The 25373-nt window shown below is 41.9% G+C and carries 28 protein-coding genes; 23 read left to right on the top strand and 5 right to left on the bottom strand.

Annotation, left to right across the window (positions count from 1 at the left end):
* Window positions 1–6 precede the first annotated feature (6 nt).
* From ACSLGF_RS02630 to ACSLGF_RS02620, 3 genes are all read left to right on the top strand, one after another.
* Complete coding sequence (locus ACSLGF_RS02630; protein WP_456002288.1) at window positions 7–990, top strand: alpha-ketoacid dehydrogenase subunit beta; 984 nt, start codon at window positions 7–9, stop codon at window positions 988–990.
* A gap of 18 nt (window positions 991–1008) precedes the next feature.
* A complete protein-coding gene (locus ACSLGF_RS02625; protein ID WP_456002285.1) occupies window positions 1009–2250 on the top strand; it encodes a dihydrolipoamide acetyltransferase family protein in 1242 nt (413 codons plus the stop codon).
* 69 nt (window positions 2251–2319) lie between these two features.
* A complete protein-coding gene (locus ACSLGF_RS02620) occupies window positions 2320–2610 on the top strand; it encodes a YesK family protein (RefSeq protein ID WP_456002282.1) in 291 nt (96 codons plus the stop codon).
* Between the two features lie 18 nt (window positions 2611–2628).
* Here the strand turns inward: ACSLGF_RS02620 and ACSLGF_RS02615 are convergent, their stop codons facing one another.
* Window positions 2629–3519 carry a YegS/Rv2252/BmrU family lipid kinase gene (locus ACSLGF_RS02615; protein WP_456002278.1) on the bottom strand — a complete coding sequence of 297 codons (891 nt, stop codon included), beginning with the start codon at window positions 3517–3519 and terminating at the stop codon, window positions 2629–2631.
* A gap of 167 nt (window positions 3520–3686) precedes the next feature.
* Here ACSLGF_RS02615 and ACSLGF_RS02610 point away from each other — a divergent pair, with 167 nt between their 5' ends.
* The 6 genes from ACSLGF_RS02610 (at window position 3687) to ACSLGF_RS02585 (ending at window position 8217) form a co-directional block, all read left to right on the top strand.
* Window positions 3687–4124 (top strand): BrxA/BrxB family bacilliredoxin, encoded by a 438-nt coding sequence (locus ACSLGF_RS02610; protein ID WP_099726705.1) that lies wholly within the window; start codon window positions 3687–3689, stop codon window positions 4122–4124.
* 196 nt (window positions 4125–4320) lie between these two features.
* Entirely contained in the window at window positions 4321–5085 is a 765-nt protein-coding gene (locus ACSLGF_RS02605; protein ID WP_456002275.1) for a transporter substrate-binding domain-containing protein, read from the top strand.
* A 126-nt stretch (window positions 5086–5211) separates the two neighbouring features.
* The gene (locus ACSLGF_RS02600) at window positions 5212–5865 is read left to right on the top strand and encodes an amino acid ABC transporter permease (RefSeq protein WP_456002272.1); all 654 of its coding nucleotides are present in this window, start codon (window positions 5212–5214) and stop codon (window positions 5863–5865) included.
* Entirely contained in the window at window positions 5858–6580 is a 723-nt protein-coding gene (locus ACSLGF_RS02595) for an amino acid ABC transporter ATP-binding protein (RefSeq protein ID WP_456002269.1), read from the top strand. Before ACSLGF_RS02600 ends, ACSLGF_RS02595 begins: the two co-directional genes overlap by 8 nt.
* A 120-nt stretch (window positions 6581–6700) precedes the next feature.
* Entirely contained in the window at window positions 6701–7654 is a 954-nt protein-coding gene (locus ACSLGF_RS02590) for an aromatic acid exporter family protein (protein ID WP_456002266.1), read from the top strand.
* A gap of 53 nt (window positions 7655–7707) precedes the next feature.
* On the top strand, window positions 7708–8217 hold the full coding sequence (locus ACSLGF_RS02585) for a L,D-transpeptidase (protein ID WP_456002263.1): 510 nt from the start codon (window positions 7708–7710) through the stop codon (window positions 8215–8217).
* A 38-nt stretch (window positions 8218–8255) separates the two neighbouring features.
* Here the strand turns inward: ACSLGF_RS02585 and prli42 are convergent, their stop codons facing one another.
* On the bottom strand, window positions 8256–8348 hold the full coding sequence (prli42, locus tag ACSLGF_RS02580) for a stressosome-associated protein Prli42 (RefSeq protein ID WP_149865350.1): 93 nt from the start codon (window positions 8346–8348) through the stop codon (window positions 8256–8258).
* Window positions 8349–8449: 101 nt separating this feature from the next.
* Between prli42 and mce the strand changes: the two genes are divergently transcribed.
* From mce to ACSLGF_RS02560, 4 genes are read left to right on the top strand one after another with little or no spacing between them, the layout of a single operon-like run.
* Window positions 8450–8872 carry a methylmalonyl-CoA epimerase gene (gene mce / locus ACSLGF_RS02575; RefSeq protein WP_456002260.1) on the top strand — a complete coding sequence of 141 codons (423 nt, stop codon included), beginning with the start codon at window positions 8450–8452 and terminating at the stop codon, window positions 8870–8872.
* Window positions 8859–10328, top strand: a complete 1470-nt coding sequence (locus ACSLGF_RS02570; protein WP_456002257.1) for an acyl-CoA carboxylase subunit beta — start codon at window positions 8859–8861, stop codon at window positions 10326–10328. Before mce ends, ACSLGF_RS02570 begins: the two co-directional genes overlap by 14 nt.
* A gap of 16 nt (window positions 10329–10344) precedes the next feature.
* Window positions 10345–11466 carry a tripeptidase T gene (locus ACSLGF_RS02565; RefSeq protein WP_456002254.1) on the top strand — a complete coding sequence of 374 codons (1122 nt, stop codon included), beginning with the start codon at window positions 10345–10347 and terminating at the stop codon, window positions 11464–11466.
* A gap of 14 nt (window positions 11467–11480) precedes the next feature.
* Window positions 11481–11945 (top strand): chemotaxis protein CheW, encoded by a 465-nt coding sequence (locus tag ACSLGF_RS02560; RefSeq protein ID WP_099726712.1) that lies wholly within the window; start codon window positions 11481–11483, stop codon window positions 11943–11945.
* Window positions 11946–12182: 237 nt separating this feature from the next.
* On the opposite strand, the gene ACSLGF_RS02555 is transcribed toward ACSLGF_RS02560, so the two are convergent.
* Together ACSLGF_RS02555 and ACSLGF_RS02550 are read right to left on the bottom strand one after the other, a co-directional pair.
* Window positions 12183–13001, bottom strand: coding sequence for a membrane protein insertase YidC (locus tag ACSLGF_RS02555; RefSeq protein WP_456002251.1), 819 nt, complete (start codon window positions 12999–13001; stop codon window positions 12183–12185).
* 26 nt (window positions 13002–13027) lie between these two features.
* On the bottom strand, window positions 13028–13309 hold the full coding sequence (locus ACSLGF_RS02550; protein ID WP_008342247.1) for a hypothetical protein: 282 nt from the start codon (window positions 13307–13309) through the stop codon (window positions 13028–13030).
* Between the two features lie 181 nt (window positions 13310–13490).
* Between ACSLGF_RS02550 and ACSLGF_RS02545 the strand changes: the two genes are divergently transcribed.
* The 10 genes from ACSLGF_RS02545 to ACSLGF_RS02500 all read left to right on the top strand — a co-directional run bounded on the left by ACSLGF_RS02545 (window position 13491) and on the right by ACSLGF_RS02500 (window position 23829).
* A complete protein-coding gene (locus ACSLGF_RS02545) occupies window positions 13491–14483 on the top strand; it encodes a carbon-nitrogen hydrolase family protein (RefSeq protein ID WP_456002248.1) in 993 nt (330 codons plus the stop codon).
* 148 nt (window positions 14484–14631) lie between these two features.
* The gene (locus ACSLGF_RS02540) at window positions 14632–15876 is read left to right on the top strand and encodes a DNA polymerase IV (protein WP_456002245.1); all 1245 of its coding nucleotides are present in this window, start codon (window positions 14632–14634) and stop codon (window positions 15874–15876) included.
* Between the two features lie 98 nt (window positions 15877–15974).
* Window positions 15975–17384, top strand: coding sequence for an NADP-dependent phosphogluconate dehydrogenase (gndA, locus tag ACSLGF_RS02535; protein ID WP_456002242.1), 1410 nt, complete (start codon window positions 15975–15977; stop codon window positions 17382–17384).
* Window positions 17385–17498: 114 nt separating this feature from the next.
* Window positions 17499–18344, top strand: a complete 846-nt coding sequence (locus ACSLGF_RS02530; RefSeq protein WP_456002239.1) for a GRP family sugar transporter — start codon at window positions 17499–17501, stop codon at window positions 18342–18344.
* Between the two features lie 12 nt (window positions 18345–18356).
* The gene (locus ACSLGF_RS02525) at window positions 18357–19142 is read left to right on the top strand and encodes an SDR family oxidoreductase (protein WP_456002236.1); all 786 of its coding nucleotides are present in this window, start codon (window positions 18357–18359) and stop codon (window positions 19140–19142) included.
* A 186-nt stretch (window positions 19143–19328) separates the two neighbouring features.
* Complete coding sequence (locus ACSLGF_RS02520; protein ID WP_456002233.1) at window positions 19329–19640, top strand: PTS sugar transporter subunit IIB; 312 nt, start codon at window positions 19329–19331, stop codon at window positions 19638–19640.
* 3 nt (window positions 19641–19643) lie between these two features.
* A complete protein-coding gene (locus tag ACSLGF_RS02515; RefSeq protein ID WP_456002230.1) occupies window positions 19644–19976 on the top strand; it encodes a PTS lactose/cellobiose transporter subunit IIA in 333 nt (110 codons plus the stop codon).
* Window positions 19977–20001: 25 nt separating this feature from the next.
* Window positions 20002–21348, top strand: a complete 1347-nt coding sequence (gene celB, locus ACSLGF_RS02510; protein ID WP_456002227.1) for a PTS cellobiose transporter subunit IIC — start codon at window positions 20002–20004, stop codon at window positions 21346–21348.
* Window positions 21332–22738, top strand: coding sequence for a glycoside hydrolase family 1 protein (locus ACSLGF_RS02505; protein WP_456002224.1), 1407 nt, complete (start codon window positions 21332–21334; stop codon window positions 22736–22738). The genes celB and ACSLGF_RS02505 overlap by 17 nt, the downstream gene beginning before the upstream one ends.
* Window positions 22739–23106: 368 nt before the next feature.
* Complete coding sequence (locus tag ACSLGF_RS02500) at window positions 23107–23829, top strand: GntR family transcriptional regulator (RefSeq protein WP_099726724.1); 723 nt, start codon at window positions 23107–23109, stop codon at window positions 23827–23829.
* Window positions 23830–23876: 47 nt separating this feature from the next.
* Here the strand turns inward: ACSLGF_RS02500 and zwf are convergent, their stop codons facing one another.
* Complete coding sequence (zwf, locus tag ACSLGF_RS02495; RefSeq protein WP_456002221.1) at window positions 23877–25352, bottom strand: glucose-6-phosphate dehydrogenase; 1476 nt, start codon at window positions 25350–25352, stop codon at window positions 23877–23879.
* Window positions 25353–25373 lie beyond the last annotated feature (21 nt).

The raw sequence follows: 25373 nt of genomic DNA, 5'->3' as shown, positions 1-25373 counted from the left end.
AGAAAAATGTCTGTTATGTCATATATAGACGCCATTACACTGGCGATGAAAGAAGAAATGCAGCGAGACCCGAAAGTGTTTGTGCTCGGAGAGGATGTCGGGAAAAAAGGCGGCGTATTTAAAGCGACAGCGGGTCTTTACGAGCAATTTGGAGAAGCGCGCGTGATGGATACACCACTTGCAGAATCAGCCATTGCTGGTGTAGGTATTGGGGCAGCGATGTATGGAATGCGCCCGATTGCAGAGATGCAATTTGCGGATTTCATTATGCCTGCTATCAACCAAATCATTTCTGAGGCTGCAAAAATTAGATACCGCTCAAATAATGATTGGAGCTGTCCAATGGTCATCCGTGCACCTTATGGCGGCGGTGTTCATGGGGCGCTTTATCATTCACAATCGGTCGAAGCGATTTTTGCCAATCAGCCGGGCTTAAAGATTGTGATGCCTTCTACACCTTATGATGTAAAAGGTCTTTTAAAGGCCGCAGTGCGTGATCCAGATCCTGTATTGTTCTTTGAACACAAACGTGCATACCGTCTCATTAAAGGAGAAGTGCCTGAAGAGGATTATACGCTTCCTATTGGAAAAGCAGATGTGAAACGTGAAGGCGATGATATCACGGTCATTACATATGGCCTATGTGTTCATTTTGCGCTGCAAGCAGCAGACCGCCTTGCAAAAGACGGAATTTCCGCTCATATTCTCGATTTGCGAACAGTTTACCCGCTTGATCAGGAAGCGATTATTGAAGCGGCATCAAAAACGGGCAAAGTTCTTCTTTTAACGGAAGATACAAAAGAGGGAAGCATTATGAGTGAGGTTGCGGCGATCATTTCGGAGCATTGCTTATTTGATTTAGATGCACCTATTAAACGTCTAGCAGGACCTGATATCCCGCCAATGCCATATGCCCCGACAATGGAGAAATTCTTCATGGTCAATCCGGATAAGGTAGAAGCTGAAATGAGAGAGCTAGCAGCGTTTTAAGAAAGAGGAGGGTTCCAAGTGGCAATTGAACAAATGAAAATGCCTCAGCTAGGTGAAAGTGTAACAGAAGGAACCATTAGCAAATGGCTCGTTTCACCTGGCGATCAAGTGAATAAATACGATCCCATTGCGGAAGTGATGACGGATAAAGTGAACGCAGAGGTCCCGTCATCCTTTACAGGAACGATTACAAAGCTATCGGCTGAGGAAGGAGATACACTTCAAGTAGGAGAAGTGTTTTGTGAAATTGAAGTAGAAGGCAGCACGCAGCAGAGTGCAAAAGAAGAAGCGGCACCTGGGCAAAGCGAAGCGCCTGAAGCGGATCAAAGTCAAAAGAAGCGTTACTCTCCAGCAGTCCTTCGTTTAGCAGATGAGCATGGAATTGATTTAGCGGCTGTTCAAGGAACAGGAGCAGGCGGCCGAATCACAAGAAAAGATTTGCTTCAGCTCATCGAAAATGGAGGCGTAAAAGAAAAGGCAGCACCTGTCAGTGAAGGAGCGGTTCAAACGGAGCCTGCGCAGCCGTTAAAAGCAAAAGATGCTCCTTCCATCTCTTCAATGCCTGGTGATGTCGAGCTGCCCGTCACGCCGATCCGGCAGGCGATTGCAGCAAATATGCTGAGAAGCAAACATGAAATTCCGCATGCATGGACGATGATGGAAGTTGATGTGACAAACCTTGTGACAAGAAGAAATCAGCTAAAGGATCAATTTAAAGCAAAAGAAGGCTTTAATTTGACGTTCTTTGCATTCTTTGTCAAAGCAGTGGCTCAGGGCTTAAAGGAATTCCCTGAAATGAACAGCATGTGGGCTGGAGATAAAATTGTTCAAAAGAAAGCGGTCAATGTTTCGATTGCTGTCGCTACAGATGACGCTCTTTTTGTTCCAGTGATTAAGGATGCTGATGAAAAGACCATTAAGGGCATCGCCAAAGAAATTCATGAGCTTGCTTCCAAGGTAAGGCAAGGAACGCTGAAGCAAAGTGACATGGAAGGCGGCACCTTCACCGTAAACAATACGGGATCATTTGGTTCGGTACAATCCATGGGAATCATTAATTACCCGCAAGCGGCCATTTTACAAGTAGAATCGATCGTGAAGCGTCCAATGATTGTGGGTGGAATGATTGCGGCAAGAGACATGGTGAACCTTTGTCTCTCATTAGATCACAGAGTACTTGATGGTCTTGTGTGCGGCAGATTCCTTCAAAGAATTAAACAAATCCTTGAAGGCATCGACGAGCAGACATCGGTCTATTAAAACCCATTTAAATTCCCCCTCCCGATCATGAGAGGGGGATTTCCATATCAATGAGAAAGGAGCGATGATATGTCCGGACTAGATTTTTTTGCTTTTTTAACGATTGGCCTCATGTTTATCACAGCGATTGCGTTCGCTTTTCTTCGGTATATTTCCAAATCACGCAATCATCCTGAAAGGTTACTACTCATCATATCCATCGTTTCAATCATTCAAATTGCGTACTGCTTGCTACTTGTAGGTGGATTGAAAGGAGCAGCAAATAGCTTTTTAGGAATTTCACTTCTTTTAGGCACACTGCTTGGGTATGCACTTGAATATTTATACAGACGCTACATTAAAAAAACGCCCGAATCTTAATGATCTCGGGCGATTTCTTTATTCTGCTGGAACAATAAAGGTCAAATGTTGCTTTAATACTTCGAGGAAAGAGGGGGCTGTCATGTATACTTCACCATCTGTATCTGCATCCATTTCCTCTTTTGTATGGATATGAACGCGAGACGCTTGGATGAAAGACAGGTCGCCTGTAAAATCCTCTAGCTCTTCTCGGTTCATTGAAAATATCTCTTTTAAAGCAGAGAAACTAGTATTTCTGCAAATTAAAGTTTCGGCTTTTCCATCATCAATTGCTGCATTTGGCAAATCAATTTTATGTGTACCGATAAATTGTCCGTTCATCACAAGCACGATCACAGCTTCCTCTTCCCAGTTTTCCTCTTCGGTTTCAATACGTACGTGAAAAGGATCTGTTTGAAGAGTTCGAAGAGCGCTTGTGAAGTAGCTGATTTTGCCGAGTACGGCTTTTTCCTTGTCATTAATATTATTGGAGGTGTCTGCAATGAGCCCGATCCCCCAGAAGTTTAAAAGGTATCGATCTTCTGCTTTGATTAAGTCGACCTTTTTTCGGGCGCCGTCTACAATCATTTGAGCGGCTTTTGCCATTTGTTGAGGTATGCCTAGCGTTCTAGAAAAATCATTGCATGTCCCGCCAGGCAATATCGCTACAGCAGGTCTTTTTTCTAAACCGCCGATTCCGTTCATACATTCATGGACGGTTCCATCCCCTCCTAATATAATCAGCAATTCAACCGTTTCATCTATCCTGCGGCAGAAATGATACGCATCATTTGGCTGTTTTGTCGGTTTAAGGATGAGTTCATCAATATGTAGAGAAAGAAGAGGCACTGTTTGACCTAGTGTTTTTTCCATGTTTTTTTGTCCAGCATTTCCATTATAAATAAGCATCGCTTTTTTGAATTGTGCCATCACGCTGTTCTCCCTTTCGTTTCTTTATCATCACTTTTCCCCAACTTCACAGCTCATAAACGATGTTTGGAAAAAGTGAAAGGGGAAAGACAACACATTTGCCCGCCGGCGTTTTCCTTGATATGATGTAGTTAAAATGGTTTGGTACGTAGAAGGAGTGGACGGAAATGAATATTGATTTTAATTTATTTATGAATGATATTGTGAAACAAGCGAGAGAAGAGATCAAGCAGGCAGGCTACACGGAACTGACAACAGCTGAAGAAGTAGACGAAGCACTGACGAAAAAAGGCACGGCACTTGTGATGGTGAATTCAGTGTGCGGTTGTGCTGGCGGTATTGCAAGGCCAGCTGCTGGCTATTCTGTTCATTACGATAAGCGTCCAGATCAATTGCTCACAGTGTTTGCTGGACAGGACAAAGAGGCAACGGCAAGAGCACGTGAATACTTTGAAGGCTTCCCGCCGTCTTCACCATCATTTGCACTACTAAAGGATGGTAAGATCATCAAAATGGTAGAGCGTCATGAAATTGAGGGACACGAACCAATGGAAGTTGTGTCAAAACTTCAAGCCGCTTTCGATGAGCATTGTGAAGAAATATAAAATGTACCTTTTGAATGAATAAATATGAAGCAGTCCGGTCTTTTGATCGGTCTGTTCTTTTGTTTTATAAGACAATTGAATCAAAATAATTTTAGTGAAATACTATTGCATCTTAAAAAGAAAGTGTTTAAAATACATTATAGTGAATAAATATTCAAATCTACACATGAGTTTAAATACTGGGAGGCATCATCATATGAAAAAGTGGTTATTATTACTTATGACAGCTGGTCTTGCAGCTGCCCTAGCAGCATGCGGAACTTCTTCTAATAATTCAAACGCATCAGGAGACGACAAAACACTCATCATGGCGACATCAGCAGATTATCCGCCATTTGAATCAAAAGATGGCGATAAAGTTGTCGGTTTCGATGTAGATCTTGCAACAGCACTAGCGAAAAAGAACGGCTACAAGCTAGAAATTCAAGATATGGACTTTGCAAGCCTTGTATCAGCACTTAAAACAAACAAAGCTGATATTGTCCTTGCAGGAATGACACCTACAGAAAAACGTAAAAAACAAGTTGATTTCTCTGATGTCTATTACAATGCTGAAAACATGGTTGTATCAAAGAAATCTAGCGGAATGAAAGCAGAGAAAGATTTAAAAGACAAAACAGTCGGCGTTCAATTAGGTTCTATTCAACAGGATGAAGCAAACGGTTTGCAAAAGAAATATAACTTAACAGTTGAAGATCGTAATAAAATCTCTGATATCATTCAAGAGATCAAAGCAGGCCGCTTTGATGCAGCGATTATTGAAGATAAAGTGGCTGCTGGTTATTTAAAAAAGGAAAAAGAATTCCAAGCATTTGGATTGAATAGCTCAAACGAAGGTTCAGCCATTGCATTCAAAAAAAATAGTGACTTAACAGCGAAATTCAATAAATCTTTAAAAGAAATGAAGGATAATGGCGAACTTGATCAATTGATTAAAAAATGGTTTGCTGATGAAAAATAATTCAGGAAAAGGATCAGCGTCATTCATGAAAATCAAGTAGTAAGCGCTGAAAAGTTCAACACGTGTTGAACTTTTTCCTGTTTATTCTTTGATTTCGTATGAAGGCAAAAAAAGGAGAATATAATGATGGATTTTAAAGATGTAATACCTCAAATGCCCTTTATTTTAGAAGGTCTTAAGGTCACGCTTTCTATTGTAGTGGTGTCACTTTTCCTTGGTTTTATCTTAGGAATTTTATTAACGCTCTGCAAAATTAGTGTGTTTAAGCCGCTCATTTGGCTTGCAGATTTTTATACGTCAATCTTCCGAGGCACACCGCTTGTGCTTCAGCTTCTTATTATCTATTTTGGTCTGCCTCAGCTACTTGGCTTTCAAATCGATCAATACTGGGCTGCTGTAGCGGCATTTTCACTCAACTCGGCGGCATACGTATCTGAAATTATTCGAGCTGGTATTAATGCCATTGATAAAGGTCAAAAAGAAGCGGCCGTTGCTTTAGGCATCCCTTATGCTAAAATGATGAAGGACTTATTGCTTCCACAAGCATTCAAAAATATTTCACCTGCACTTGTGAACGAAACGATTACACTGACAAAAGAATCAGCGATTGTCACAGTCATTGGACTGGGCGATGTAATGAGACGAGCCTACCAAGCAGGTGCCGTCACGTATAATTATCTTGAACCGCTTATTTTTGCGGGTCTCATCTATTATGTCATCGTGCTTGTTCTCACCTTAGTCGGCAAATCGGTGGAAAGGAAGTTAAAATCAAATGATTAAAATAGAGAAGCTCACAAAAACATTTGGCAAAAATGAAGTACTAAAAGGAATCGACACCACCATTAAAGAAGGGGAAGTGGTCGCGGTCATTGGACCATCTGGTTCAGGAAAATCGACGTTCCTTCGCTGCATCAACTTACTTGAAAAGCCGACTTCCGGTGTCATTACGATTAAGGATACGGAGATTACAAATCCAAAAACCAATGCACTAAAAGTACGTGAGAACATTGGAATGGTGTTTCAGCATTTCCACCTGTTCCCGCATAAAACCGTGCTGGAAAATATCACGTATGCGCCAATGAATGTGAAGAATCAATCGAAGGCAGACAGCATCAAACAAGCTGAAGACCTGCTCAAAAAGGTAGGGCTCTTAGAGAAAAAAGATGATTTCCCGAACCGCTTGTCCGGTGGTCAAAAGCAGCGTGTGGCCATTGCACGTGCGCTTGCGATGACACCAGACATTATGCTGTTTGACGAACCAACTTCTGCACTTGATCCTGAAATGGTGAAGGAAGTATTAGAGGTCATGAAAGAGCTGGCTCAATCAGGAATGACGCTCGTGATCGTCACACATGAAATGGGCTTTGCAAAAGAAGTGGCTGACCGCGTCATCTTTATGGATGACGGGAAAATTGTGGAGGATGCGAACCCTGTGCAATTTTTTGAATCACCGTCTTCACAGCGTGCGCAAGACTTTTTACAAAAAATATTATAAAGAAAAAAGAGAAGGAGACTTAACATCTTCTTCTTTTTTTGATTATAATGGGGAAAGTAAAAAAAGTTCATCATTTCACAAAAGTGAATGGAAACAAGACAGAAAAGAGTGAATCACATCATGTTTAAAATCGGCTACCGAACGCTGAAAACAGCATTAGGAACAGCTATAGCCATTTATATTGCACAAATGCTTGGCTTGGAAAATTATTCAGCTGCCGGGATTATTACGATCCTTTGCATTCAAGTGACGAAAAAAAGGTCACTGTTAGCATCAGGGGCCCGGTTTGCAGCATGCAGTCTCGCCATCTTATTTTCTTATTTATTTTTCGATCTGATTGGTTATCATCCTTTCGTTATTGGTCTGATGCTGCTCGTCTTTATTCCGACAACCGTTTTGCTCAGAATGAAAGAAGGGATTGTCACAAGCTCTGTGATCATTCTTCATTTGTACATGTCCGGCGGGATTACCCTTCAGCTCATCTGGAATGAGCTGCTGCTGATCACAATTGGTGTTGGGGTAGCGCTCATTATGAACCTGTATATGCCAAGTGTCGATAAAAAGCTCAAACGATACAGTGAACAAATTGAAGCCAATTTTGCGAAAATCTTTGAAGAAATCGAGCAATACTTAATGACAGGGAAACAAGACTGGACAGGGAAAGAAATACCAGAGACACACCAATTGATCAAAGAAGCGAAAGCTCTCGCATATCGTGATGTTGAAAACCATGTGCTAAGGCATGAAAATCTGTATTATCATTATTTCAACATGAGACAAAAGCAATTTGAAATCATTGAGCGCGTACTTCCGAAAATTACGTCTATTTCCATCACAACGGAGCATGGGCAAATCATTGCAGAATACGTCAGAGACTTGCGCGAACATATTCACCCAGGTAACACGGCGCATAAGTTTTTAAGACGCCTGATTGATATGAAAGAAGAGTTCGATGCCCTCCCGCTTCCGCAAACACGAGAAGAATTTGAGGCAAGAGCCGCACTCTTTCATTTCCTCGGGGAAATGGAACAATATTTAGTGCTGAAAAGCTATTTTAAAGGCATGAAAGAATAGAGACGCATGAGTTCCTCCTTCATTGGTCAATCTAATGAAAAAAGGAGGAGCCTATGCGTCTTTTATTTTATATCGTGCTGACCATGTCCCTTTCGCCTATTTGGCCGCTTGGACAGAACCCGCTTCCCGGAGACCCATTTGTCATTATTAATAAACAAACGAATGAACTTGCCTTTATTGATCAAGGAAAAATCCAAAACGTATATCCTGCTTCTACAGGGAAAACAGTTGAGTTAACGCCAGAAGGTGAATTTACCATTATGATTAAAGCGAAAGATCCTTATTACAGAAGAAAGGATATTGAAGGCGGTGCGAAGAATAACCCTCTTGGCCGAAGATGGATTGGATTTGATGCACGAGGGACAGATGGAAGAACCTATGGGATTCATGGAACAAGCGACGAAACATCGATAGGGAAATTTATCACGGCAGGCTGTGTGAGACTTCATAATCAAGATGTAGAACGGCTGTTTGACCAGCTTCCAATTGGAACAAAGGTGTGGATTACAAAATCAAGCGATTCATTTGAAAAGCTAGCCAAAGACAAACAGGCCATTCGTTGATCGAACGAATCACCTGCTTGTCTGCTTTTATCAAAACCTTATAAAAAGGTTGCCGCTCCTGCTAATAGTGAAGAAATTAACAGCAAGCTAATCATGAGCAATACCATAAATTTCATGAATTTCTGAGACATATCGCACCCCTATAACCAAAGATTTTTGCGACGAGCGCACCTTTCCTTATTCTAGCTCGTTTTTTCGTACGCGACAAGTGATCAACAAAGGAAGTGAACAGATGAACCAAATCGATCATATCGCCATTGCTGTCTTTTCTATTAAAGAAACAAGTCAAACGCTTCATCAGCTGTTTAACTGGCAATTTTCAGACATACAAGAAATTCCTGAACAAGAGATTAAGGCGTCCTTCGCTTCACTTGGTGACCTGCACATTGAATTGATTGAACCGATGGCAGATCATAGCAAATTACATACCTTCTTAACAAAAAGAGGAGAGGGTCTTCATCATATTGCATTAAAGTCAGATGACATTCAGGCTGATCTTAGCCATCTTGATCACTTAGAGGTGCAGCTCCTTCAAAAAACAGCACAAATGGGTGCCAGCGGAAAGCGTATCGCGTTTATTTCACCAAAAGAAACATCCGGTGTGTTAGTTGAATTGTGTGAGCCCTTGAAAGGAGAGAAATATGGCGATGAATGAATCGTTCAATGACTTGTCTGAATGGCGAGAGAAGGCTTTAAAGGGCGGTGGTGAAAAACGAGCAGCGACCCACCGGAACAAAGGAAAGCTGACTGTTCGTCAGCGGTTGCATGAACTTCTTGACCAGGACAGCTTGATGGAAATTCAGCCGTTTGCAACAGGTCACAGGTCAGAGCATGTAGGTGACGGTGTCGTCATTGGAACGGGACTCATTCATGGAAGGCCCGTATGTGTTTATGCACAAGATGCGACCGTATATGGGGGCTCATTAGGCGAAATGCATGCCAAAAAAATTGCCTCTTTAATGGATCTGGCGGCTGAAAATCAAATGCCTATCATCGGTCTAAAAGACTCAGGTGGTGCGAGAATTCAAGAGGGTGTGGTATCATTAGAAGGATACGGTCAGATTTTTAAACGTAACGTGCTGTACTCTGGTCAAATCCCGCAAATATCCGTTATTTTAGGCTCATGTGCTGGAGGTGCAGTTTATTCTCCTGCATTGACTGATTTTGTATTCATGACGGAGCAAACAGCCCATATGTTTTTAACTGGTCCGAAAGTCATAGAAAAGGCAACGGGAGAAACGGTCTGTCCTGACCGGCTTGGCGGTGCAAGTGTTCAGCATCAGACAAGCGGGAATGTGCACTATACTGGGAAAGATGAGAGGGACGTGTTAAAAGCGGTTCGAACTCTTTTAACGTACATACCAACAAAACAGCAGGCTGTCATTCATAGAGAGGTACGCAAGCATGATGCTATCGATCCAGGCGGCATCTTGCCAAAGGATCCATCACGCACCTATGATGTCAAACAAGTGGTGACAGCGATAACCGATCACGGCTCATTCTTTGAAACGCAGCCTTGTTTCTCGAAAAATATCGTCACAGGTTTTGCCAGATTACAAGGGTCTTCGATTGGTCTTGTCGCCAATCAGCCAAAGGTGCTGGCAGGAAGCCTTGATCTTGACGCTGCTGATAAAGCGGCCAGGTTTATCCGGTTTTGCGATGCGTTTCATATTCCCATCTTAACTCTTGTGGACGTTCCTGGGTTTTTACCAGGGGAGAAGGCCGAGCATGCGGGAATTATCCGGCACGGCGCGAAGCTTTTATATGCGTACGCAGAGGCGACAGTTCCTAAAATCACCGTGATTTTAAGAAAGGCGTTTGGCGGTGCATATGTCGCCATGAATAGTAAGGGCTTAGGCGCTGACTTTGTTTATGCATGGCCAGAGGCAGAAATTGATGTCATGGGAAAAACGTTCGCAGACGAAATTGTTCATCCTGCTTCGCGGGAGTTTGACAAAGAACCGAGTGTATTGAAAGCGGCTCAGTCAGGGCTGGTAGACGATATTTTAACGCCAGCTGAAACGAGAGAGCGATTGATTCGCTCATTTGACCTGCTTCGCAGTAAAGAAGAAGATAGACCGTTAAAAAAGCATGGCAACATGCCGCTATAAGAGGAGGAGCACCATCATGATCAATGAGAAACGCTTACTAGACGAATTTTTAGAACTTGTTCAGGTTGATTCGGAAACAAAACACGAAGAAAAAATTGTTGAAGTATTAAAAGAAAAATTCACCCAGCTTGGTCTTAAAGTGGTTGAAGACGATTCAAAAGCGACAACTGGCCACGGTGCAGGTAACCTGATCTGCACACTGGAAGGAAATCAAAAGGCGGATACGATCTATTTCACTTCTCATATGGACACTGTTGTTCCAGGGAATGGCGTAAAACCAGTCATTGAAGACGGATATGTGAAAACAGATGGAACAACCATTCTTGGTGCTGACGATAAAACAGGACTTGCCGCTATGTTTGAAGCCATACGCGTGCTGAAAGAGAAGAATTTGCCTCATGGTACGATTGAATTTGTCATCACGGCAGGTGAGGAATCAGGACTTGTTGGAGCAAAAGCGTTAGATCCGAAACGGATGACAGCGAAATATGGCTATGCTCTTGATTCAGATGGAAAGGTCGGCACGATTATCGTGGCTGCGCCAACACAGGCAAAAGTACGCGCAACCATTTATGGAAAAACAGCTCACGCAGGTGTAGCACCTGAAAAAGGCGTGTCTGCGATTACGATTGCATCAAAAGCAATTGCCAGCATGCCGCTTGGCCGCATTGATGAAGAAACAACCGCGAATATCGGCCGTTTTGAAGGCGGAACGCAAACGAATATTGTCTGCGATCAAGTCGATATTCTTGCTGAGGCACGCTCTTTAGAACCTGCAAAAATGGAAGCGCAAGTAGCGAAGATGAAAGAAGCCTTTGAAAAAACCGCTAAAGAAATGGGCGGAAGTGCCGATGTACAAATTGACATCATGTATCCAGGCTTCAAATTCTCTCACGGCGATCAAGTCGTAGAAGTGGCGAAAAAAGCGGCTGCGAAAATTGGCCGTCCTTCAGAACTACAGACAAGCGGTGGAGGCAGTGATGCAAACGTCATTGCCGGGAACGGCGTCCCAACCGTCAACCTAGCTGTTGGATATGAAGATATTCATACGAAAAATGAGAAAATGCCGATTGAAGAATTAGTCAAAACAGCTGAAATGGTTCTCGCCATTATCGAAGAAACGACAAATCCATCGTAAAGGCAGGAGACTCTGTGAGCACGCAAAAGATCATTATTTTCCAGGTGGGACAAGAGGATTTTGGCATCAGTGTAGAGCATATTCGTTCGATTGAGAAGGTCCCTTATTTACAAGAAGTATCGAACCTTCCAAAAGAGATTAAAGGACTCATGTCATTAAGAGGAGAGGTTATTCCAGTCAGCGACACAGGTGTGATGCTTCACGGAAAGTCTCTTGATGTGAACGAACAGTCCAAGGTTTTACTATTTGAATTAAACGATCAAATGATTGGCTGCCTTGTCTCAGATGCTAAAGATATCATTGATATCGAGCTAAGCGAGATCAAGCCATTTCATATGAACACAAAAGCATCTGAATATTTCTTCGGCGTTGTGGAGAGAGAGAACAAGATGATTTTACAAGTGGACCCAAGTAAGTTTCTTGGGAAAATTGAGGACCTCGATCAATTGCCAGAGCGAATGAAAGAAGAATTGGCTTAAAGAAAAGCCCCTTATCCGTTGATAAGGGGCTTCAGCGTGTAGACAAACCCTCGCATTCTTTGTCAGTCCTGCGTGCCGGTGCTCACGAATGTCAAAATTCGCTCCGCTCCGGTACTCGTCCTTCCTAGACTTCAAAGGTTTTCTATCACGCTGAAAAGAAGACAAAGGACTAAAATAAAGATCATTTTAGCCCTTTGTCAACAATCTGAGAGCCCCTTAAAGATAAGGGGCTAATTTTTATTCAGCAGCTGGGTTGACTTGATCGTTTGCCTCAGCTTTCGTTTTTGACTTTTGGTACATCACATTTAAAATAATCGTCTGAATCGTGAGTAATAGTCCGCTTGTCATCCAGTATAAAGGAAGAGCAGCAGGGGCATTGATTGAAATAAATAGCATCATGATAGGAAAAATCATGCCCATGATTTTGGCCTGCTTGAGCGCAGCCTCTGTTTGGGTGCCTGATTGCTTCGCATATCTTTGCGTGACATAAAATTGCAAGAAATACATAGCGCCTGCAAAGATCGCTACGAATACATCAGTTTGTCCTAAGTTAAACCATAAGAACGAATGCGTTGCGATCTCTGGTGTTGAGCGGATAGCCGAGTAAAAGCCGAGAACAATTGGAATTTGAATCAGCATAGGCAGACAGCCCATCGCCAGCGGGTTCACGTTGTTCTCTTTGTAAATATTCATCATTTCCATTTGCAGTTCTTTTTGTTTCTCAGGTTCTTTCGTTTTCTTCAATTTGCTTTGTATTTGGTCAATCTGAGGTTTGATCAATGCCATTTTCTCCTGCATGACTTTTTGTTTCTTAAATTGATTCGCAAAAAGCGGGAAAATGAGCAGGCGTACAATGAGTGTCACAAACATAATGGATAAGCCATAATCATCATGAAAGAAGTTCGCAAGCCAAATGATCAACTCAGAAAAAGGCTGGACAAAATAATGATGGAAAAACCCATCAGAGCTCGTATTCGTTTGCGCACTTGCCGCAAATGCAGGTGACGCAATCATCATCAAAAATACAGTAGTACAAACAGTCAATAAACGTTTCAATTCGTTTCCTCCTCAATAATGAAAATCTAATAAGAGAGAGGAAGCGAATGGTCTTCATCATCATTTGATGATCTTTTCATTCGAATGACTTTACTAATCCAAGTTGTAATGCGATCATATATGATAAACAGAAAGTCTGTTCGATTCAAGCAAGATGCGTCCAACTCTTCCAAACGATGTCCACCAAGGTGCTCGTTCATTCGGCAATCTTTTAATAAAAACGCAATGCCGATGGCCGTCAGTGCTGGAAGAATAATCGTAAAGAATTCAACAAGGAAAAAGACTTCATTGAATGTATCAATAATCATGATTATCACATCCATTTCATTACTCACAGTGTACTATACACATTGTTAAATGTCTAACAGAACCACGTGTTTGCTTCATTGAATAAAAATCCTGATTTTAACTAAAATGGTAATTGTAATCCAAACTTCATAATTCCTATCTTATAATTAAGTGGAATAGAAGAAATGGAGGTTTTGAAGTATGACAAGCATTTACCCTAAATTTCGAGCAGCTGCGGTACAAGCAGCACCCATCTATTTAAATTTGGAGGCAACAGTTGACAAATCATGTGAAATGATTGACGAGGCAGCTTCAAATGGTGCAAAGCTTGTGGCATTCCCAGAAGCATTTTTGCCTGGTTATCCTTGGTTTGCTTTTATTGGTCATCCAGAATATACAAGAAAGTTCTATCATGAATTGTATAAAAACGCAGTGGAAATCCCCAGCTTAGCAATTCAAAAAATAAGTGAGGCAGCGAAAAGAAATGAAATGTACGTTTGTATATCGTGCAGTGAAAAAGATGGAGGCTCTCTCTATTTAGCTCAACTTTGGTTTAATCCAAATGGAGATTTAATAGGAAAACATCGAAAAATGAGAGCTTCTGTAGCAGAAAGACTAATTTGGGGTGATGGAAGCGGAAGTATGATGCCGGTTTTTCAAACGGAGATTGGAAATCTTGGTGGGTTGATGTGTTGGGAGCATCAAGTGCCGTTAGACCTTATGGCGATGAATGCCCAAAATGAGCAGGTACATGTTGCATCTTGGCCAGGTTATTTTGATGATGAAATTTCAAGCAGATATTATGCCATCGCGACACAGACATTTGTGCTGATGACTTCATCTATATATACTGAGGAAATGAAAGAGATGATTTGTTTAACACAGGAGCAAAGAGATTACTTTGAAACATTTAAGAGTGGGCATACGTGCATTTACGGTCCGGATGGAGAACCGATCAGTGATATGGTTCCAGCTGAAACAGAGGGGATTGCTTACGCTGAAATTGATGTGGAAAGAGTGATTGATTTTAAATATTATATTGATCCGGCTGGACACTACTCTAATCAAAGTTTGAGTATGAATTTTAATCAACAGCCCACGCCGGTTGTTAAACATTTCTACCATAGTAAAAATGAAGTGTTAACATATGAGGATATTCAATATCAAAATGGTATACTTGAAGAAAAAGTTTAAATGAACGTGGAGCCTTCTCTTTCTTAGGAGAAGGTTTTTTTGAGGAAAGGTGAATCAAATCAATGTATAATTGAGCATAAAAGGTAATCTACAATGATTGATTCATTCTGAACTGATTCAAAATATAGGTAGACAAGAGAATGGGGTTATGCCAATGTCAAATATTATTTTTCACATAGACATGAATGCTTTTTATGCCAATGTAGAAATGGCGTATGACCCTTCTCTGAGAGGGAAACCTTTAGCCATTAGCGGAAATGCGAAAGAGCGTAAAGGGATTGTTGTGACGTGCAGCTACGAGGCAAGGGCATTAGGTGTGAAGCCGCCGATGCCATTGTGGGAAGCGAAGCGGCTTTGTCCGGGACTGATTGTCCGATCGCCAAACTTTGACCGATATCGCAGCTCCTCACAAGAAATGTTTACGATACTAAGAGAATATAGCGATTTAGTTGAACCGGTATCGATTGATGAAGGCTATATTGATTTAACGCATACGCCATATGCCGAACATGCAGTGAAAACCGCTCATGATATTCAAACGAGGCTAGTAGAAGAGCTCATGCTTCCTTCAAGTATCGGCATTGCACCGAATAAATTTTTAGCCAAAATGGCGTCTAATTGGAAAAAGCCAATGGGTATCACCATTTTGCGTAAACGAGATGTCCCGCAAATGCTCTGGCCGCTGCCAGCAGGTGACATGCACGGTGTTGGGCAAAAAACGGCAGATAAATTGAAAACGATCGGAATTCATACCATTGAAGATTTAGCAAAAGCAAATGAGTATGCGTTAAAAGAATTGTTAGGTATCAATGGGCCGAGATTAAAGCAAAAGGCGAATGGTGAGCATGACGGTATCGTTGATCCAGACAGGATATATGAATTTAAATCCGTCGGTAATTCTTCAACCCTTCCGCATGATTCTGACGATACAGATGAGCTCGTCACTTTAATCGATAAACTGTCACAATCCGTGAGCGCAAGATTAAGGAGAAAAGAAGTGATGGCGAATCGGCTGCTCATTATGATTCGGTATGCTAGCTGGAAAAATATCACGCGAAGCGTCATGCTCACGAATCCAACCGATCGAAAGGAAGATCTATTTGAGGCGGCAAAGCAGTTATTCCTTAAGCATTGGAATGACCAGCCGGTAAGGCTCTTAGGTGTGACGGGGACAGATCTTGTAGAACGAAAAACAGCCGTCAAGCAGCTTGATTTATTTTCTTATACAGAAGATGCAAAAGAAGAGCCGCTTCAATCCATTTTAGACGATCTCAAAGAAAAATACGGAAAACCATTGATTCAAAGAGGGATGACCATTAAGGAAAAAGAGAGCAAAACAAGCGGTACAAGTTTTAATAAAGACTTTTTTCAGGACGAAAGAGGAAATGACTAGCCTGAAAACTTGATAAAAGAGGTGATGTTGTGGTAATTTCAAAGGGTACATCATTTCAGCAGTAATCAATATAGTGTGTTAGAAGGGACGTTAGAATTATGTCAAAACAACAAATCGGTGTGGTTGGACTAGCCGTTATGGGGAAAAACCTTGCCCTTAATATTGAAAGCCGCGGTTTCTCCGTGTCTGTTTATAACAGATCTAGCAGCAAAACAGAAGAATTTCTTCAAGAATCAAAAGGGAAAAACGTTGTAGGCACATACAGCATCGAAGAATTTGTTCAGTCGCTTGAAACACCGCGTAAAATTCTTTTAATGGTGAAAGCTGGTGCAGCAACTGATGCAACCATTCAATCATTACTTCCTCACCTAGAGAAAGGTGACATTTTAATTGATGGTGGAAATACATATTACAAGGATACACAAAGACGTAATCAAGAGCTTGCGGAAAGTGGCATTCACTTCATTGGAACGGGTGTTTCTGGCGGTGAAGAAGGCGCACTAAAAGGCCCATCTATTATGCCTGGCGGTCAAAAAGAAGCGCATGAGCTAGTGAAACCAATTTTAGAAGCGATCTCTGCAAAAGTAGACGGCGAGCCTTGTACAACGTATATCGGTCCAGATGGAGCAGGACATTATGTCAAAATGGTCCATAACGGCATTGAGTACGGAGACATGCAATTGATCTCTGAGTCATACTTTATCTTGAAGCATGTCGCTGGATTATCAGCACAAGAGCTTCATGAAGTATTCTCAGAGTGGAATAAAGGCGAGCTTGACAGCTACTTAATCGAAATTACAGCTGATATTTTCACAAAAGTGGATGAAGAAACAAACCAGCCGCTTGTGGATGTCATCTTAGATAAAGCTGGACAAAAAGGAACTGGAAAATGGACAAGCCAAAGCTCACTTGATCTAGGTGTCCCGCTTCCAATCATTACAGAGTCTGTTTTTGCGCGCTTTATTTCAGCGATGAAAGATGAGCGTGTTGAAGCAAGCAAATTAATCCAAGGCCCTGAGCCGACTCAATCAGCTGATGATAAACAAGCGCTGATCGAAGCTGTCAGAAAAGCTCTATTCATGAGTAAAATTTGTTCTTACGCTCAAGGTTTTGCGCAAATGAAAGCAGCATCTGATGAATATAACTGGGATTTAAAATACGGTGAAATTGCGATGATCTTCCGCGGTGGATGTATCATTCGTGCAGCCTTCTTACAACAAATTAAAGAAGCATATGACCGTAACCCTGAACTGAAAAACCTATTGCTTGATCCTTACTTCAAGGATATCGTCGAAAGCTATCAATCATCACTTCGTAAAGTCATTTCACTTGCAGTTGAACAAGGAGTTCCTGTTCCTTCATTCTCAAGTGCACTTGCTTACTTTGATAGCTATCGCACAGCTGTGCTTCCAGCGAACTTAATTCAAGCACAACGTGACTACTTCGGTGCACATACGTACGAGCGAACAGATAAAGAAGGCGTATTCCATACTGAATGGATGAAATAAGCATAAAGCGGCAGAAAACCTTACCTTTGGTAAGGTTTTTTTGTTTTCATATTTCCGGCTAAAAATGCGAAAAAGAGGGATGCTATGTAAAAAAGAATGAAAGTAGGGATAGAGGTGGGCATTTTATATGCACTTCTCCCAGCGATATTTTGGGGAAGTATTGTTCTCATCAGTGTTAAACTTGGCGGTAATGCGTACCAGCAAACACTTGGCATTACCCTTGGCGCCTTTTTATTTTCAATTGGCGCCTTTTTGATCAAAATGCCCGTGCTCACACCGCTTATTTTTGCGGTTTCAGTCATTTCAGGGATTTTTTGGAGTATTGGCCAAATGAATCAGCTCTCAAGTGTCGCCTTTCTCGGAGTGTCTAAGGCAGTTCCTTTATCAACGGGCATGCAGCTTGTGAGCACAACATTATTTGGCGTCATGGTCTTCAAAGAATGGCAAACGATGACGGTCATACTTATTGGTTCTTGTGCCATTTTACTGATCATTGCAGGCGTTGTGATGACATCACTCGGTCAAAAAAAGAATGGCGGGAATGGCAGAGGCAATTTTAAAAAAGGGATCATCATTCTACTCATTTCAACCGTTGGCTACGTCGGATATGTCGTCATTTTAAGATGGTTTGATATTGATGGATGGTCTGCCCTCGTCCCGCAATCCGTCGGCATGCTGCTTTCATCCTTGGCCATTAGTCTAAAGCAAGATCCGTTTAGCAAATATACGTTCAGAAATATCATTGCAGGGCTTGTTTGGTCGACAGGAAATCTAGGGCTTCTTTTAGCCATTCCGCTAATTGGCGTAGCCGTGAGCTTTTCGATGTCACAGACAGGGATTGTCATCTCAACATTGGGCGGCATTTACTTATTAAAAGAGAAAGCATCTAAAACAAGCTTTGTGATTGCAGGCTGCTTGATGATCATTGCAGGCGGCGTGCTATTAGGCTTTACAAAATAGGAGGTTAAACGAATGTATCCAGATTTAGAAGGAAAAACAGTACTGATCACTGGAGCAGGTACAGGGATCGGTCAAGCGATGGCGCGCCGATTTGGACAAGAAAAAGCCAATGTGGTGATCAATTACTTCTCCGATAAAGAAAATCCGGATGACACCATTGCGGACATTCAAAAAAATGGCGGACAGGCTGTCAAAATCAAGGGAGATGTATCAAAGGAAGAAGATATGCGAGCGATGATCGATAAAGCCGTTGATACGTACGGCAGTCTTGATGTTATGATCAATAATGCAGGAATAGAAAATGAAGTTCCTTCCACAGAAATGACGTTAGATAATTGGAACAAAGTGATGTCCACCAATTTAACAGGCATGTTTCTAGGCTGCCGTGATGCACTGAAGTATATGACGGATCATGGAATAGAAGGCTCAATCATTAATATGTCGTCGGTTCATCAGCAAATCCCATGGCCTCATTTCGTCCATTATGCAGCAAGTAAAGGAGGTGCCAAGCTTCTGACAGAAACGCTGGCACTAGAATATGCCCCTAAAAAAATTCGCGTAAACAGCATTGCACCAGGAGCGATTGATACCCCAATTAATGCCGAGAAATTTGATGATCCAGCATTGAAAAAAGGCGTCATTGAACTGATTCCAATCGGCTATATCGGAAAGCCTGAGGAAGTGGCAGCATGCGCCGTCTGGCTTGCGTCAAAAGAGGCAAGCTATGTCACAGGAGTGACGTTATATGTAGACGGCGGCATGACAAAGTACCCTGGGTTCCAAGCAGGAAAAGGATAAGGAGAAAGACAAAGAGCTAAAGCAAAGATCATTTTGCCCTTTGTCAATCATCTGAAAAGAGTATACATAGATATGCTCTTTTTTTTATAAAATACAGACAAATAAACTGAAATGTCTAGACATTTAAAAATAAAAATATATAATATTATTTGGAAGCGCTTTTATTACAACAATGGGGTGAGAGAAATGAAACGTATTTTATTAGCATGCAGTTCAGGAATGTCTACGAGTTTACTAGTCACGAAGATGAAAGCCTATGCCGATTCGATTGGGGACGAAGCAGAGATTTGGGCAGTCGGGCAAGATCAAGCGAGAAAAGAAATGGCGAATGCGGATGTGGTGTTAATTGGACCGCAAATGAGCTTTTTAAAAGGCGACCTTCAAAAAGAAGCAAAAAAATATGGGATTGAGGTAGAGGTCATTGATATGCAGGCCTATGGGCTTGCAGATGGACAAAAAGCGTATGAACAAGCGGTTGCATTGATGGGGGAATCTTAAAGGATGGAAAAGAAAACGCTCGAAGGACTCACCGAGGAACAAGTTAGTTTTCAATTGATCTTACACAGCGGCAATGCACGAAGCAAATTACTTCAATCTCTTAAACAATTTCGAGAAGGTCAAGAAGAAGAAGCGTTTGACCTCATGAAAGAAGCTGAAGAAGATTTGCGGAATGCACATGAAATCCATTTTCAGCTCGTGCAGCAAGAGGCAAGCGGGGAGACCACATCATTCTCCTTACTGCTCATGCACGCTGAAGATCACTTAATGTCGACCATTACCATCAAGGAGCTTGTGGGAGAGCTCCTGCCGATATTCCAATCTCTAAAACAATAAAGGGTGTAAACAAGGGGGGAAACCAATGTTTGATAAAATAAGTGCCATTTTGGTTCCGATTGCTGGGAGATTGAACAACAACCGCTATTTAGGCGTATTACGGGATGCCTTTATGCTTGCGTTCCCGCTCACCATCTTTGGATCCATTATGGTTGTGTTAATGAATTTGCCATTTTTAGATAAAATCATGAGTCAAACAGCACTGGAAGGGTTTCAGTCTGCACTGAATATCGCGCCAAGTGCGACCATCAGCATTATGAGTGTGTTTGTTGTATTTGGGATTGGCTACTATTTATCGAAAAGCTATGAAGTGGAAGCTGTATTTGGCGGTGTCATCGCTTTAGCATCGTTTTTACTACTGACGCCATTTTTACTAGAACAAGAGGGCGCTGCTTCCATTGCAGGAGTGATCCCAGTCGACCGCTTAGGTGCAAAGGGTATGTTCCTTGGAATGATTACAGGCTTTTTATCAGCTGAGATTTATCGTTATTTTGTGCAAAAGAAATTCGTCATCAATATGCCTCAAGGGGTTCCGCCAGCTGTTTCAAAGTCTTTTGCTGCACTGATTCCGGCTACCCTTACATTAACAGCCTTTTTGCTGATCAATATCATCATTACACAAGGCTTTCATACAAACATGCATGATCTGATTTATCATGCAATTCAGGCCCCGCTTGTTGGTCTTGGAAGCGGTATCATTCCGACGCTGATCGCCGTTTTCTTTATACAAATTCTTTGGTTTTTTGGATTGCACGGCCAAATTATTATTAACTCTGTCATGGACCCGATTTGGAATACGTTGTCCATTCAAAACCTTGAAAGCTATACAAAAACAGGTGAGGTTCCTAACATCATCAGCAAACAGTTTATCGAAATATATACCGTTGGAATGGGTGGAACCGGTATGACGCTGGCTGTTGTGTTTACGATTTTAATTTTCCTGAAAAGTAAGCAATTAAAACAAGTGGCAAAGCTCGGCTTAGGACCAGGATTATTTAACGTCAATGAACCGATTATCTTCGGTTTACCAATTGTGATGAATCCGCTTATTCTGATTCCGTGGATTTTGGCGCCAATGGTCATTACATGTATTTCTTATTTTGCGATGGCCGCAGGCATTGTACCGCCGCCGACAGGCGTGAATATTCCATGGACGGTGCCGATCTTTATTAGCGGGATCATGGCAACAAATTCATTAGCAGGCGGTCTGCTTCAGCTGTTTAATTTAATGATTGTGTTTGTCATTTGGTTCCCGTTCCTGAAATTTATTGACCGTATGAATGTGAAAAATGAAAAAATAACAACAACAGAAAAAACAAAGGCAGCAAATATCAAAGGCGAAGGAGACTCAATACATGTCGATGGAAACTAACAGGCAATCATATACATTCCCAGAAGGTTTCTGGTGGGGATCTTCTGCCTCTGCTACGCAAACAGAAGGTAGTAGTCCGGGAGATGGAAAGGGACCGAACATTTGGGATCACTGGTTTGAAAAAGAGCCGACACGTTTTTTTAATGGTGTAGGGCCGAACGTGACATCTCAATTTTACCGAAAGTATAAAGAGGATATCCGCCTTATGAAAGAAATTGGGCACAATTCGTTTCGGCTATCAATTTCATGGTCACGCCTTTTACCTGAAGGAAAAGGAGCGGTCAATGAGGAAGCTGTGGCTTTTTACAATGATGTGATCAATGAACTCATTGCACATGATATCGAGCCGTTTGTGAACCTGTACCATTTTGATATGCCAATGGCGCTGCAGGAGAAGGGCGGATGGGTGAACAGACAGGTGGTAGACGATTATGTCAGCTATGCGGCATTGTGCTTTCAGTTATTTGGTGACCGGGTGAAAAAATGGTTTACCCATAACGAACCGATTGTTCCTGTAGAGGGCGGATATATGTATAGCTTTCATTATCCAAACGAAGTCGATTTCCAAAAGGCAGTGCAAGTCGGTTTTCATGAAATTTTATCAAACGCTAAGGCAATTGCGGCTTATAAAGAGATGCAGCAGGACGGGAAAATCGGCATCATCCTGAATCTCACCCCTTCGTATCCGCGAAGCCAGAATCCTCGGGATGTAGAAGCAGCTGAGATGGCTGACGCTTTCTTTAACCGATCCTTCCTAGACCCTGCGGTCAAAGGACACTTCCCTGAAAAACTAGTAGAAGTGTTAAAGAAAGAAGGTTTTATGCCTCGTATGGAGGAGGGAGACCTCGCGCTCATTCAAGAGAATACGATTGATCTTCTCGGTATCAACTATTATCAGCCAAGAAGAGTGAAAGCAAAGGAGCATATGCCGCATCCTCATGCACCATTTATGCCAGACCATTATTTTGATTCTTTTGATATGCCAGGAAGAAAAATGAATGTATATCGAGGCTGGGAAATCTATGAAAAGGGCATTTACGATATATTGAAAAAAGTCCAAACAGACTATGATAATATTGAATGCTTTATTTCTGAAAATGGGATGGGTGTCGAAGGAGAAGAGCGATTTAAGGATGAGGAAGGCATGATTCATGACGATTACCGCATTGACTTTATTTCTGAGCATCTCAAATGGGTCCATCAAGCCATTCAAGAAGGAAGCAATGTGAAAGGCTATCACCTGTGGACGTTTATGGATAACTGGTCATGGTCGAATGCGTATAAGAATCGTTATGGATTTGTCTCAGTTGACCTTCAAGAAGACGGGAAGCGAACCATTAAGAAAAGCGGATACTGGTTTCAATCTGTTTCAGAGAATAACGGTTTTTAATCAAGATACTTCAGATTGTTGACAAAGGGCTAAAATGATCTTTATTTTAGCCCTTTGTCTTCTTTTCAGCGTGATATGAAAACCCTTGAAGTCTAGGAAGGACGAGTACCGGAGCAGAGCGAATTTGACATTCGTGAGCACCGGCACGCAGGACTGACAACGAATGCGAGGGTTTGTCTACACGCTGACTTGCTCTTTTCTTGAAAAGGGCAAGTATTTTTCTTATGTCACAGTGCAGAGAATCAAACAAAAATCGCTGGAACCTTTTAAGCTCACTAGGCTTAGTGTAGAATGAGAGGAAGGCTAAAAAACGCCATAAAGAAAGCGCTATAATATGGTATGAAAAAACAGTCAGTTGGTGGTGTGAGATGAAAAAGTACGAACTCATTTCAGAAGAAATCAGAAAACGAATAGGAACAGCATATTATCCAGAAGATCAACCCATTCCAGATGAAAACTCGCTTGCCGCTGAATTTCAATGTAGCAGAATGACGATGAAGCGTGCGCTCGATCTTCTCGTGGCAGAAGGTCTGCTCTTTAGAAAAAGAGGTCACGGCACATTTATTGTGAAGGCAGCGCTAAATCAAGGTGCAATCAACGTCTCAGGCCATGAAAATAAAGGATTCACGAAAGTCATGGCAGATAAAAACGTGACGAGCCAAATCATTCGCTTTGATGTGCATTTCCCAAGTGAAGAGGTGGCAGCCCACCTATCGATTGACTCAAGCACACCCGTTTATGACATCATCCGGCTCCGCCTTGTGGATGAAGAACCTTATGTATTAGAAAAAACCTTTATGCCTGTAAATGTGATTAAGGGAATAGATGAAGAGGTTCTGCTGGGTTCTATCTATGACTACATATCAAAGAAACTTCATTTGAAAGTGGCAGGAGCGCACAAGAAAATAAGGGCGGCAAAATCAGATCAGCTTGATCAGCAGTATTTAGGCTGTGATCCAAGTGATCCGGTGCTTGAAGTCGAGCAGGTTGCTTATTTAAACACAGGCCGGCCTTTTGAATACTCCTTTAGCCATCATCGCTATGATAAATTTGACTTTTCAACTGTTGAAATTACGAAAACAGGACGATAAAAAAAGAGCAGAACCCTTAGGGAGACTGCTCTTTTTTCGTATCGTTTTTATATATTCCACCAATGGTACCCGTCTTTCTCTAGAAGCTGATCCGCTTCTTTCGGTCCCATAGAACCAGCAGGGTAATTTGGTTTTAAGGTTTTATTTTCTGCCCATTTCTCAGAAATTGGATCAACAAAGTTCCAAGAAAGTGCCACTTCATCCCAGTGAGCGAAGTTTGTTGCATCGCCCAATAAGCAGTCATGAATCAGCTTTTCGTATGCTTCTGGTGTATTCATGATGTCATTATAGTTCGTTTGGTAGTCGAGCTTAATTGGTTTCGCATACGTTCCGCCATCAAGCTTACGAGCGTTCAGGTGAAGGGTAATGCCTTCATCTGGCTGAATATGAATAACGAGTAAGTTTGGATGCATAGAATTCCCGTTTCCATAGTACAGGTTCATTGGAATGTCTTTAAATTGAACCACGATTTGAGTGGATTTCTTTTCTAAGCGTTTTCCTGTACGAATGTAAAATGGCACGCCAGCCCATCTAAAGTTATCGATCAGCAGCTTCCCTGCAACGAATGTTTCCGTATTAGAGTTCGGGTCAACATTTTGCTCTTCAAGATAGGAAGGAACCATGCTGCCATCCATCGTACCAGCATCATACTGCCCGCGGACAAAGAATTGATCGACCTCATCTTTAGAGAAAGGACGAAGAGCACGCAATGCTTTCCGTTTTTCGCTTCGGATTTCCTCTGTATTCAGCTTAATTGGAGGCTCCATTGCTAAAAGTGCGACCATCTGAAGCATATGGTTTTGAACCATGTCTCTTAGTGCACCAGAACTTTCGTAATATCTAGCCCGGTCTTCTACACCTAAAGATTCACTCGATGTAATTTGGATGTTTGAAATATAGCGGTTTGTCCAAAGAGGTTCGAAGATCGCATTCGCAAAACGGATGACCTCAATGTTTTGAACCATTTGTTTACCGAGATAGTGGTCAATACGATAAATTTGATCTTCTGTAAATGCATCACGAATTTCTTCATTTAACGTTTTGGCACTTGGCAGGTCATGTCCAAATGGTTTTTCGATGACAAGACGTGACCAGCCGGTTGTTTTTGATACGCCTTCACTTTTTAGGAACTTGGCAATTGTTCCGAAGAATTCCGGTGCCATGGCTAAATAGAACATACGGTTATTTGGGATACTGTACGTATCTTCAAGACCGGAAAGAAGAGTGTTGAGTGCCTGATAGGAAGCAGGGCTTGATACGTCAAAATCATGATAATAGAAATGAGAAATGAATTCCTCTGCTTTCGCTTCTGCATCATCAGAAGAGACAGATTCTTTTACCACAGCTCTGAGGTCCTCATGAGACCACGGGCGGCGCCCGACACCTACAACGGCGAATTGATCTCCAAGCTTTCCGCTATGATAAAGTCTATGTATAGAAGGGTAGAGCTTGCGTTTGGCAAGATCTCCTGTTGCGCCAAAAATGACAATGACTGCTTTTGGATTGTTAGTTTCTGTATTCACGAAAAGTACCTCACTTTATTC

The organism is Bacillus sp. A015 (genome assembly GCF_053851875.1).
This window is presented reverse-complemented; position numbering and strand designations above follow the sequence as displayed.